The 12,546-nt window shown below is 39.9% G+C and carries 12 protein-coding genes and 1 pseudogene; 2 read left to right on the plus strand and 11 right to left on the minus strand.

Annotated elements, in window-relative coordinates:
- Nucleotides 1-21: 21 nt before the first annotated feature.
- The 10 genes and pseudogenes from J690_RS08900 to J690_RS08945 all read right to left on the minus strand — a co-directional run bounded on the left by J690_RS08900 (nucleotide 22) and on the right by J690_RS08945 (nucleotide 8,978).
- A complete protein-coding gene (locus J690_RS08900) occupies nucleotides 22-300 on the minus strand; it encodes a hypothetical protein (RefSeq protein ID WP_002114792.1) in 279 nt (92 codons plus the stop codon).
- Between the two features lie 112 nt (nucleotides 301-412).
- The gene (locus tag J690_RS08905) at nucleotides 413-916 is read right to left on the minus strand and encodes a DUF6586 family protein (RefSeq protein ID WP_005066079.1); all 504 of its coding nucleotides are present in this window, start codon (nucleotides 914-916) and stop codon (nucleotides 413-415) included.
- 80 nt (nucleotides 917-996) lie between these two features.
- A pseudogene (locus J690_RS24560) lies at nucleotides 997-1,359 on the minus strand (ASCH domain-containing protein).
- Between the two features lie 9 nt (nucleotides 1,360-1,368).
- Nucleotides 1,369-1,608 carry an RNA recognition motif domain-containing protein gene (locus J690_RS08915; RefSeq protein WP_002115113.1) on the minus strand — a complete coding sequence of 80 codons (240 nt, stop codon included), beginning with the start codon at nucleotides 1,606-1,608 and terminating at the stop codon, nucleotides 1,369-1,371.
- Between the two features lie 73 nt (nucleotides 1,609-1,681).
- Entirely contained in the window at nucleotides 1,682-3,661 is a 1,980-nt protein-coding gene (locus J690_RS08920) for an ATP-dependent helicase (RefSeq protein ID WP_032035379.1), read from the minus strand.
- 114 nt (nucleotides 3,662-3,775) lie between these two features.
- Nucleotides 3,776-4,348 carry an HdeD family acid-resistance protein gene (locus J690_RS08925; RefSeq protein WP_032035380.1) on the minus strand — a complete coding sequence of 191 codons (573 nt, stop codon included), beginning with the start codon at nucleotides 4,346-4,348 and terminating at the stop codon, nucleotides 3,776-3,778.
- 135 nt (nucleotides 4,349-4,483) lie between these two features.
- The gene (locus tag J690_RS08930; protein ID WP_032035381.1) at nucleotides 4,484-5,242 is read right to left on the minus strand and encodes a hypothetical protein; all 759 of its coding nucleotides are present in this window, start codon (nucleotides 5,240-5,242) and stop codon (nucleotides 4,484-4,486) included.
- Nucleotides 5,243-5,330: 88 nt separating this feature from the next.
- Entirely contained in the window at nucleotides 5,331-7,967 is a 2,637-nt protein-coding gene (gene topA / locus J690_RS08935) for a type I DNA topoisomerase (protein WP_002115027.1), read from the minus strand.
- A gap of 35 nt (nucleotides 7,968-8,002) precedes the next feature.
- Entirely contained in the window at nucleotides 8,003-8,452 is a 450-nt protein-coding gene (locus tag J690_RS08940; RefSeq protein WP_002114763.1) for a hypothetical protein, read from the minus strand.
- 148 nt (nucleotides 8,453-8,600) lie between these two features.
- A complete protein-coding gene (locus J690_RS08945; RefSeq protein WP_032035382.1) occupies nucleotides 8,601-8,978 on the minus strand; it encodes a winged helix-turn-helix transcriptional regulator in 378 nt (125 codons plus the stop codon).
- Nucleotides 8,979-9,077: 99 nt separating this feature from the next.
- Between J690_RS08945 and J690_RS08950 the strand changes: the two genes are divergently transcribed.
- Nucleotides 9,078-10,088 (plus strand): zinc-binding alcohol dehydrogenase family protein, encoded by a 1,011-nt coding sequence (locus J690_RS08950; protein ID WP_032035383.1) that lies wholly within the window; start codon nucleotides 9,078-9,080, stop codon nucleotides 10,086-10,088.
- A gap of 54 nt (nucleotides 10,089-10,142) precedes the next feature.
- Here J690_RS08950 and J690_RS08955 read toward each other — a convergent pair whose 3' ends face one another.
- A complete protein-coding gene (locus J690_RS08955) occupies nucleotides 10,143-10,388 on the minus strand; it encodes a SlyX family protein (RefSeq protein ID WP_004641012.1) in 246 nt (81 codons plus the stop codon).
- Between the two features lie 32 nt (nucleotides 10,389-10,420).
- Between J690_RS08955 and J690_RS08960 the strand changes: the two genes are divergently transcribed.
- On the plus strand, nucleotides 10,421-12,331 hold the full coding sequence (locus J690_RS08960) for an ATP-binding cassette domain-containing protein (protein ID WP_032035384.1): 1,911 nt from the start codon (nucleotides 10,421-10,423) through the stop codon (nucleotides 12,329-12,331).
- The last annotated feature ends 215 nt before the right edge of the window (nucleotides 12,332-12,546 follow it).

The raw sequence follows: 12,546 nt of genomic DNA on the forward strand, positions 1-12,546 counted from the left end.
GTACTCAAGAGTACGCTTTTTTTAACTCAAGAATTTAGGCTGTTCGTCTAATACCTCAGCCTGCCACTCGTTTACCTGCTTTTCCAGCAGTCCAAACAATGCAGCCTGAATCATATGCTGAGCAACAACTGGAGTCTGCTCACCCAAGATTGCTTTGACTTCATCGCTAAATTGAATTTTAACCAAGGGTTCATTCTCAGAACCTGCATTACGCAAGGCGAGTTCACCACCTTCGAGTTGAACTAATTCCAACACTGCTTCTTGATTTCCAAATAACTCTTTCAATTGCTGTATAGACATATACTTCCTCCATGTTTCAACATGGTGGCAAAGCACCCTTGCACTTTGCATCTCTTGTCTTATTTATATAGGCACACCTAGTCTAAATTTCAAGCATCTAGGCAGTTTAATTTTAGAACTCGACCATTTCGTTACGAAAACCATCAATTAAATGACTTAATTCTCGGTGCCATTCACGCAAGATTTTAACATCTGGCAACCAAGACTGAGGCCCTTGTGTCACTTTAATAATAAGGTTAGAAGAAGTTTCTTCTTCAGGAGTCGGTTCTTTGGGTTCTGGGGCGTATTGGCACATACGATAAGCTCGTTTTAATTCTGCAACAAAACCATCTTTTGCCAATTGCTGCAAAACGGACACTTCAGGGGAAACCTGTCCTTTTGCCGCCATATGTTCCTCAATAGATTTTAAGGTGGGTTGCAAATCATTTAAACGGTAATAACGTACCAATTCTTGTAAGAACGCTAACATTGCGCCATGTAAATGAAATACAGCTGCTTCACGGTAAGCTTGTACCTGCTGCACATGATCAGTCTGCTCTGCCTGTTGACACGCTAGACGTGCAAAATAGAGCTTCTGATTGGTACGATCGGCATGATAACGAGCAACACGTGACATAACTAAACTTTCCTGTTCTAAAATCGCCATTGCAATAGCTATTCTTAGCTTAACGACTCCATTGATAAAATCAACGTTATTTATGGTAAATCCAGCTCAACTTGATAAATTTTACGTTTAGCTAAAATTTTCACTGGCTGTTTTATAGGACGAACATTACTTAAGACCCAAGCAAAATAGCCTTCACTCCAAGCAGATGCGCAGGCTAAATTGACCTCGTCATTTCGCCAAGTATGAACTGAGTCGACATCAACTAAAGCGACAGCAACTCCCTCCTCTTCATCAGTATCTTTAACCAGAAAGTTCTAGTTTTCGACAATTAATAGATCTTTCACTGGTAACTGCGTAGGTATCCATGAACGCACTTCAAGTGTTTTTATACCTTCAGCAATACGAGTACCATTCGGCGTTACAATCGAGAGAGCTAAAAATTGTCTTTTCATCAGAAAAACTTATTCTTCGGCTGCTTTAACTCGAATTCCATAGCCTTTAACTTTAAGCGTATTTAAGCCTTTAATTGCCTTAATCGCTTCACGGGGATTAGGCATTTCAACAAAACCAAAGCCCTTCGATTTACCTGTATCTTTATCAGTCACCAGAACACATGTATCAACTTTACCATATGCCTTGAATAACTCTAAAACTTCAGCTTCACTTACAGCACGATCTAAATTACGAACTAATATCTTCATTTTCTAACCTTAATTGGCAATAAAAGGGAGGGCCAATATACATTTAAGTAATCACAGCGTCTTATACAGTAGTTTAGTCCAGATCGATACCAAAACCTAAATTTACTGCAGGAGATCTGTTCCATTGTTTTTTAGTAAATTGCTGATGTACTTGCCTATGAATTTTTGCTTGAACCAAGTGTGAAGGCAGATCATTTAAGAAATAACTCTCAATTTTACGACCTTGCTCATCATAGGTGTCTTGCGACCACGTATTAAGATTTTGCTTCGTCAAGATTAATTCATTTTCAGCACGCGTTAAGGCGACATACAGCACACGGCGCTCTTCCTCAACATCATCAAAATCACCCTGTGCTCTTGCATAAGGATATTGATTTGGCGATACGTGAGGTACATAACAAACTTTCTGTTCGGCACCCTTAGCTGAATGAATCGTAATTAAAGTTACCAAATCTTGATCAGCAGCTTTTTCAATTTCAGAAACTGAAATCGGCTCAAGTACATATTCTTCAAGGAATTCACCTAACGACGCATGTTTGCGTGCAAGTTGCTTAACCAAATCAAAGTCTTTTAAACGGCGCGACCAATCTTTAGTTTTATAATTTTGCTCTAGCTGTTCACCTAAAGCATCGAGGGCCAAGCCAATACTTGCCTCGACATGCTGCTGTAATACATCTAGTTGTTTTAAAATTAAAATCGCTTGTAGAGGTACCTTGCCATGACGTTCAAGTCGCTGACAGCGCTCCTCGACATCAACAATTCCCATCAGCTCTTGGGCTAACTTACTGGCACCAACATCACCGATCCCATCCCACAAGGTTAGAAAGCGCATCCAAGCCAAATCATCGTGAGGGTTACTCACAATACGTAGCAGGCTCAGTACATCTTTTACATGGGCCGACTCAAGAAGCTTTACCCCACCAATAAAACGATAAGGTATTTCAGCAGCAATAAAAGCCCCTTCTAGATATCGGGCACTATAACCAGAACGAACTAACACCATATGGTCATGCCAGTTTGCACCTTGCTGATGGCGCGTTATTAAATCTTGTGCAATCCAGTTTGCTTCTTCAAACTCATTACCAAACAAATGTAGCTGTGGCTTTTGCCCTTGGCCACGATGCGCTTGTAGCTGTTTTTGATAATCGATTGGGCTATGTGCCAACAACCAATTTGATAAATCTAGAATTTCTTGAGTCGAGCGATAATTTAAAGCAAGTGTAAGTACTTCTGCATCAGGTATTCGTTCTTTAAAAGAATGAATATTTTCAAAGTCTGCGCCACGAAAGCCATAAATGGACTGCGCATCATCACCCACGCAAAATAACTTCACTTTACCAATTAAGGGCTGCAATAAAGCCCATTGCAAAGGGTTTGTATCTTGCATTTCATCAACTAGCAATGCCTGACAAAAACCTGCAACCCAATTGGTTAACGCTTCTGAGTTTTGTAAATGAACAGCCACAATCGACAAGATATCGTCGTAATCTAAAAAATTACGCTCTCTTTTGCGTTGCTCATAAGTTTTCATCAACTCAGCAATTTGAGTTTTATGCTCATATGCATCTGGAAGCTGTTTGATTAATGCTTCAGAAAGCTTTGTTTGAGTATTTCTTGCATAGGAATATAGATCACACAGCTCTGCCGCTTTAGGTAAAACATTATCTTTGTCTTTACCTCTTAATAAACGGAACATCAGCAACTGATCATCACGATCAATAATACTAAATTGATTTAAGCCAAAAGCTTGTGGATTACGGCGCAGTAAATACATACAAAAAGTATGAAAAGTTGAAGCTCTTAGACCCTTTGCCTGTGCTCCTACATGCTGCTCTACTCTTGCAACAATTTCACTCGCAGCACGTCGAGTAAACGTTAAAATCTGAATTTGGTTTGCTGGTAAGCCTTGATCAATTAAATAGGCAGCACGGGCAACAATCGTCTTAGTCTTGCCACAGCCAGCACCTGCTAAAACTAAACAGTTCTGCGCAGACGTTGTGGCTGCTTTTTTTTGCTGAGCATTTAGTTCATTAATTAATTTTGCAAGACTCATAACACATATCGCTAAAACACCAAGACATAGTTTAACAGACCCAAACACTGATGCGTCTGCCCGTCCTAAAAACAAAAAGAGCACCTAAAGTGCTCTTTGATTCAATATTCTTATTTAAGATACTGTTTTTGAACTAGATGGCAGATGCTTAATCGCAGAAGCCAGACCTAGAAAATTAATTCCTTGAAATAAGATATCTATGGCAAGGAACATGCCTAACACCCAAAAAGGTGAATCTTTAGAAACCAAAATTAAAATACCCGTAGCGAGTGTTAATAATCCTGAGAATAAGGTCCAACCCCACCCAGTAATTGGTTTAAGTAAAATCGCGTTTACTGTACGTATAGCTCCAGCAATAATCAGCGCTATTGATAATAAGCTCGTCAAAACTACCGCTGTCGTTACGGGAGTAGAAAAAGCATAATAGCCCGCCATTAGATAAAGCGCACCAAAAAGTGCCCATAACCAACGGCTTGCACCTTTAAAGACACTAATGGCCGCGACAAGATGTAAAACACCTCCGACCATCATGAGTATTCCAAATAAAAAAACCACAGAAAAGGTCGCAAATGGCAATGAACTAAACAAAATTAGACCGAAGCCAATAAGCACAAAGCCTAATATCAAATACCACTTACGATCAGCATGTAACTGATTACGCACCAAATCATTACCGACAGTTTTCATCATGGCTACTCTTATTATCAGGTATTAGAATTTCATCTACCTAATAATAGTGATCCACTTCACATTTTTTGTCTGTATAAGATCTGCATCGTTTCTTATCAATTAATGTGGATAAAGCAGTATTTATCCACAATTTTATTTCACCCAACCAATTTCTTGAGCTGTAGGTAAACCTATTATTGTTTCATGTAAACCATTCGGCATTTTACTGCTCTGCTCAGATAATGGTGTTCGACCACCCATGATTTCAGCGTCAGTTTGCGGATATAAAGGCACTTTTTCAGGTTGCGCATAACCTAGAGGGTAAAGCGGTTGACCAGTTTCTAAATCATATTTGTCTTGTGCCCCAAAGCCATGTAATAGCTCATGAACAATCACAACCTGATTTTGGGAAGCTTGTGTTTTAGTCGCAAATAAATTCACACTACCAATACGACCTTTTTCCAAAGCAGTCGAATGGATCAAAACTTTTTGATAATTTGGGTCGTAATAGTTTAAGTAAAGTTTGAGTGATGCCCCATTGTCTTCAGATTGTTGATGTCGCCATGCATAAAAACGGAACTTTAAACTCCACCACATCACATGAAAGATATTGGCATTTTGAGGAACCTCAGGAGGTCGTTGCTGTAATGGCTGACCTAAACGAATTACAAAGTTTCCTGATTGACCACGATAGTGTTGCGACCATTCTGCCAAATAATTTCTTATTCCCTCAAAATCAGTGTATTGCAATTGATGAATATAGCTCTGCGTTGTCTGCAAACCATCTGCATTAATAGGATGTAAAACGACAACAATAGGTTGATTCCAGTCTTGGTTTTGATCTCGCCATGCCTGAACAGCAACAATCAATAAAATAATTAACAAACATAAAACTCGAATGTTTTTCCACATTCTTTTTCCCCATACATTTAAAATTTTCTTTTATTGTTTTAGATATAAAAAATGCTAGCTGAGCTAGCATTTTTTATTGTGGACTTAATTAGCCCTCAACCCATTTACCATTTTGATAAATTAGGCTCCATTTGGTTTGTTTACCTTCTGGAGTTTCCGAGCCTACATATTGTGATTGATTCTTACGACTGAATTTCACAACTGTCGGATTACCTTCAGGGTCTACGTCTGGTGCTTGTAAAATAAATTGATATTTAGGATCAAGCTGAGCGGCAACACTACGCAATTCCGCAACTTTTGGCGCACGTGTTTCACGAATTTTCGGGAATTTACTTGCAGCCAAGAATAAACCAGCAGCACCATCACGCAACACAAAATAGTCATCATGCTTTGTTGAGCGCAAATGTTCCATTTTGATCGGTTCTACACGTGGAGGTGCAGGCTGACCACTTTTCAAGACTTTACGAGTATTGTCACAGCTTGTACAAGCGAAATACGGACCAAAACGGCCAGTTTTAAGCTGCATTTCACCATCACATTTATCACACGGAATGGTTGGGCCATCGTAGCCTTTAATCTTGAACTCGCCTTCTTCAAGCTCAAAACCGTCACAGTCAGGGTTGTTACCACATACATGTAGTTTACGACCACCATCAATCACATAGCTGTCCATGGCTGTGCCACATTTTGCACAACGATGTTTTGACATCAAGTCTGCGGTTTCAGCACCATCATCATCAGAAAGAGCAGCTAAGGACTCAACAGGCGTTAAGTTCAAAGTACCTTTACAACGCTCTTTAGGCGGTAAGTTATACCCAGAACAACCTAAGAATACACCTGTTGTACCTGTACGAATCTGCATTGGACGTGAACATTCAGGACAATGTACCGCGGGCACTTCAACTGGTTGGTTACGGCGCATGCCGTGCTCGCCCTGAGCATTGGTAAGACGTTTCTTGAAGTCACCATAGAAAGTATCAAGTAACTCTTTCCAGTTACGCTCACCTGTTGCAACTTTATCGAGCTGCCCTTCAAGGTCTGCGGTAAAGGCATAGTTCATCAAGTTATTGAAACTTTCATCAAGTCGATCCGTGACAATTTCACCCATTTTTTCGGCGAAAAGACGGCGGTTTTCTAACTTAACGTAGCCACGTTCTTGAATTGTAGAAATAATCGCTGCATAAGTCGAAGGACGACCAATACTACGTTTTTCGAGTTCTTTAACCAAAGAAGCTTCAGTAAAACGTGCAGGTGGTTTAGTAAAGTGCTGACTTGGGTCTAACTTCTCTAATTTTAAAATTTCACCTACTTTAATTGCAGGCAAAATAATATCGTCATCAGACTTGTTAGCACCACGCACTCGTGTAAAACCATCAAATACAAGCGTACGGCCTTTTGCCTTCAATTCAACATTTGCAGCTTCAACCGTTAAAGTTGAAGATAAATATTCTGCTGGAGTCATTTGACAAGCAACAAACTGACGCCAAATCAAATCATACAAACGCTGAGCATCACGCTCTACACCTGCAAGTTGGTCACCTGTAAGTGCAACATTTGAAGGACGAATTGCTTCATGGGCTTCTTGAGCACCGGCTTTGTTACCATAGCGGTTTGGTTTTGCAGGTAAATACTTCTCACCAAATTGGCTTTCAATATGAGCACGTACCATGCTTACTGCATCATCACTCAAGAACGTTGAGTCAGTACGCATATAGGTAATAAAACCTGCTTCATATAGACGCTGTGCCAGCATCATGGTTTTCTTTACAGAAAAACCTAAACGTGTACTTGCAGCTTGTTGCAGCGTTGAAGTGATATACGGTGCACTTGGATTTACCTTAGTCGGTTTATCTTCACGCTGTGCAACTTTATATTCAGCACCTTTTAAAACATCCAATAAAGCATCAGTTTCAGCTTTATTTTTCAGTTTAAGGGTTTTACCAGCTTGCTTAACTGCTTCAAGACGAATGTCATCTTTCTTGGCTTGAGTATCTGCAAAAACTTGCCAGTATTCTTCCGGAATAAAAGCACGAATTTCTCTTTCACGCTCTACAACCAGTTTCACTGCTACAGACTGTACACGACCTGCAGATAAACCACGGGCAATCTTTTCCCACAGCAATGGTGAAACCATAAAGCCAACAACACGGTCTAAGAAACGGCGTGCTTGCTGAGCATTAACTCGGTTTAAATCTAGGCGCGTAGGTTGTTTAAATGCTTCTTGAATGGCATTTTTAGTAATTTCGTTAAATACCACGCGATGATAACGACTGTCATCACCACCAATAACTTCTCTTAGGTGCCAAGCAATGGCTTCCCCTTCTCTATCCAAGTCCGTTGCGAGATAGATTGCATCGGCATCTTTGGCGAGTTTTTTTAGTTCAGCAACAACATTTTCCTTACCTGGCAGAACTTCGTAATGAGCTTCCCAACCGTGTTCAGGATCAACCCCCATACGATTAACTAAAGCCTGACTGGCTTTTTGTTCTTTTTCTGCTTCAGTGAGTTTCGTCCGGGCAGCCGGCTTTTTCTCAGTTGATTTACTGCCACCTGTTGGCAAATCACGCACGTGACCTACAGAAGACTTTACAATGTATTGCGAACCCAGATATTTATTGATGGTTTTCGCTTTGGCAGGCGACTCCACAATCACTAAGGCACGTTTATGTGCAGCAGGTGCAGTAGATGCTGTGCTTTGAGATGCAGAGCGCGAGGTATTCGCCATATAAAATGTTATTCCTATACCAATAAATTTAAAAATCAGGCTTTAGCCAAGTTCAACAGATAAGCCTTCATCTCATCTAATTGTGTTGCTCTCAGGTCTGATTCCTCATCCCAATAAAGCCCTACACAGTTTGCCTGCATATCAATAGCATAAATCCCTTTTAATGCAATGGGAGAATCATTAAATTTCTCATCACCCTGAACCACTTTTAATTTGCCGTCTACAACACGAGCACGCATTAAAGATAAACGGGCATCGGGAATCAATACACTATAATAAGCAACCATGCTGGCACGCTTTTCAGTCGCCATTGGGACATGTGTCCATTCAGGTGCAACGATTACACGTGGGTGTAAACCCATTTTACGAGCTTTATCACGCATAATACCAAGTGCCTTTTCACGTGGACTCACTCTTAAACCAAAAATGGAGCCTAGTACGAAAAGAACAATGATAACGGTAACCCAAATTCCCATATTGTCCATAGCAAAACCTATTAATCTCTTTTATTAGAGTTGCATAAGCTGACCAGAAAACGCAAGTTTCATCATAAAAATAATGCCCGATACAGGGGCAAGCTTCAAAATAGTCAGATTTCACCATGCAAATTGCAATGAGTGGACTCAAATATCATTAAGGATTCGGATGTCCATCAACAAGTGTCAACTTTCCAAACTGGTCAATATGAGCATCCCCCCACTGTTTTAAAGCAAACAGAATTTTCTCAAGACTTTGTCCCAAATCAGTCAGGCAGTATTCTACTTTAGGTGGTACCTGAGGATAGACTTCCCGATGAATAATTCCATCTTGTTCCAATTCACGTAGCTGATTTGTCAGCATTCTTTGGGTAATACTTGGAACACGCTTTCGTATTTCATTAAACCTCAAGGTGCCTTCATTAAATAAATGCCAAAGAATGACGCATTTCCATTTTCCATCAATCAAGCTAATCGCTGCCTCCACTGAACAACCCGGAGAGCAATCAAAACTTGAATGTCTTGCCTTTGCCATTTTACAGTATCCTTTTTGACACTATGAGCGTTATTTGTCTGTAGTCACTTATTTTAAGCTTACGTTATGATCAAACTCTCAACAAGAGGAAGGATAATTATGAAAGCTGTGGCATATCAAAAAGCTGGTTCCATTACATCGCCAGAAGCACTCGTTGATATTGAACTCGATGCTCCTATTGCTGAAGGACATGATTTACTTGTTCGTGTACAAGCTGTCTCAGTAAATCCGGTAGATACTAAAATTCGAAAGAATGTAAACCCTGAGAATAATCAGTGGAAAACGCTTGGCTGGGACGCAGTAGGTGTAGTTGAAGCGATTGGAGATAAAGTTTCACAATTTAAGATTGGCGATATTGTTTGGTATGCAGGTGCTTTAAATCGTCAAGGTAGTAATAGCGAATTACAACTCGTTGATGAACGCATTGTTGGCCATAAACCAAAAACTTTAGAAGTAACCGAGGCTGCAGCTCTCCCTTTAACTGCAATCACGGCTTGGGAAATGTTATTTGATCGCCTGCAAGTTCCAAAGAACGCGCCAGAAAACACAACAATATTAGTGATTGGTGGAGCTGGCGGTGTTGGCTCAATCACCATTCAACTTCTTAAACAGCTGACTAACCTAACAATTATTGCAACAGCTTCACGAGCAGAAACTCAAGACTGGGTTAAGCAACTTGGAGCAGATTATGTGTTAGATCATAGTCAACCTTTAACAACACAAATCAAGCAATTAGGTTTAAATGCACCTTTATATGTGTTCTCGACTACCCAAACTGATCAACATTTATCAGACATCGTAGAGTTGATTGCACCGCAAGGCCATTTTGGCTTAATTGATGATCCGGCACAGTTAGACATTAAATCTTTTAAATCTAAGTCGGTATCAGTGCACTGGGAGTTTATGTTCACTCGCTCCATGTATCAAACCCAAGACATGGTTAAACAAAGTGAATTACTCAATGAGGTTGCCGAACTTGTTGACGCGGGTAAAATCAAAACCACAGTTACGCAAACTTTAACCCCGATTAATGCGCAAAACTTAAAGTTGGTTCACCAGCAAATCGAAAGTGGCACAACAAAAGGGAAGATCGTATTACATGGTTTTTAAGCAAAATTGAAAATATTCCCAAATAAAATGGCAAGTATTGAACTTGCCATTTTATTAATAGTGAGGAGGTTTATTGGTTAATGGGTCAAAAGGTGCTATGCCATCTGATAAATCCGATGATTCCACACGTTGATAAAGAAATTGCATTTGTTTTTTTAAATCAGCTATTTCTTGGGTCTGAATAGCGAGTTGTTGATTTAATTCTTCAACTAAATCATCCAAAAATGTAATTCGCACTTGCAAATCTTCAATGGGTGCGGACAATGACGCTTGATCATCATGATATGGTGGTTTAGTCATTTAAATCCTCATTTGAGATTCTGGAAAACATTATGGCCTATATTACCCTAAGGGATGTCCAACTTGCTTTTGGCGGACCTGCCCTGCTCGATGGCGCGAACTTTAATCTAGAACGTGGCGAACGAGTCTGTTTAATTGGGCGTAATGGTGAAGGTAAGTCTACTTTACTTAAACTGATCGAGGGAAGCCTATTACCAGATTCTGGTGAAGTTTCCATTCAAAATGGTCTAACTGTTTCAATGTTAGCCCAAGACGTTCCAATGGACTCTGGCAAAGTAGCCGACATTGTGGCAGATGGTGCAGGAGAAGCAGCAGAAGTACTCAGAGCTTATCATGAAGCGACTGACGCTTGTATGCTAGGAGATATGGAAGCCTGTGATCGTATGGGTAACCTTCAGCATAAGCTAGACCAACTAGACGGTTGGGCACTCGAAAATAAAGTAAATGCTCTTCTAAGCAAAATGGGTCTCGATCCAAATGCCGACTTAGCAGACTTATCTGGTGGACGTAAACGCCGTGTTTTATTAGCTCGCGCTCTTTTAACACAACCAGATGTATTACTTCTAGACGAACCAACGAACCATTTAGATGTTGAAAGTATTGAGTGGCTAGAAAAATTCCTACTCGATCAAAATAATTTAACTCTACTATTTATTTCGCATGACCGTTCTTTTGTAGATAGCATTGCAACTCGAATTGTAGAACTCGATCGCGGTATTTTACGAGGCTATGAAGGAAATTATTCTCGCTATTTAGAGCTAAAAGCTCAGCAAATGGAAGCAGAAGAAAAACAGAATGCTTTATTTGATAAAAAACTAGCTGAAGAAGAGGCTTGGATTCGCCAAGGTATTAAAGCACGTCGTACGCGTAATGAAGGCCGTGTTCGTGCCCTAAAAGCTTTACGAGAAGAATCTAAAGCACGCCGCTCACAACAAGGCAAAGTGAGTATGGCAACTCAAGATGCAAATCGTTCTGGTAAATTAGTATTCGATATCGAACATTTAAGCGTATCTTATGGTGACAATCTACTCATCAAAGATTTTTCTGCCCTTGTCATGCGCGGTGACCGTATTGGTTTAGTCGGCGATAACGGTGTTGGTAAAACAACCTTAATTAAAGCTATTTTAGGTACAATCGAACATGGCGGCTCAGTTAAAACAGGCACACAGTTAGAAGTTGCTTATTTTGACCAGTTGCGTAATGCCTTAGACCTTGAAAAAACGGTAATGGCAAACGTTTCAGAAGGCTCTGACTTCGTTGATGTGAATGGCAACCGTCGTCATATCTACAGCTATCTACAAGACTTCTTATTTTCACCTGAACGTGCACGTACTCCAGTAAAAGCACTTTCTGGTGGTGAACGAAATCGTATCTTACTGGCTAAATTGCTGCTCAAACCATCCAATCTAATTGTAATGGATGAGCCAACCAATGACTTGGATATGGTAACCCTTGAGCTACTTGAAGAAATGTTAGCTGAATACAAAGGCACTTTGCTTCTCATTAGCCATGACCGTGCGTTTATGGATAACGTAGTAACATCGACGTGGGTATTTGATGGTAAAGGTAACATTGCAGAGTACATCGGTGGATATCAAGACTATTTGCAACAGCGTCCAGATGATAAAGTTGTAGATCAGAAATCTGATGTAAAAAAAGCTCAGGCAAAAGCCGAAGCTGAAAAAGCCGCAGCTCAAAGTAACTTGAAAAAGGTCAAACTAAGCTATAAAGACCAACGTGAACTTGAACAACTGCCTGCCGAAATCGAGAAACTGGAAGTTGAACAAGCAGAGCTTTCTGACAAACTTGCAGATGGTTCATGGTTTGTCAGTAATGCCGATGAAGCAACCAAAGCAAGTCAACGCCTCGCAGAAATTGAAGAGGTATTACTTGAAAAATTAGAACGTTGGGATGAACTTGAACAAATGAGCAAAGGAAATTAATTCGCGTTCTTTCCTACAATTTAAATAACAAAAAAGCCTCCTTAAATTAAGGGGGCTTTTTTAGAATATATAAATTTTAAAAGCACAAAAATCTATAAAAAACACTTGATGAGTGATTAAGTTTAGTCAGCATTAATACTTCAAAATGTCACTCTAATTGAATATAAGACTTATAAAAATAATTATGTTATATCTACCAATATAATAATATTCGA

This window comes from Acinetobacter sp. 742879, from assembly GCF_000588535.1.
Classification (GTDB): Bacteria; Pseudomonadota; Gammaproteobacteria; order Pseudomonadales; family Moraxellaceae; genus Acinetobacter; species Acinetobacter pittii.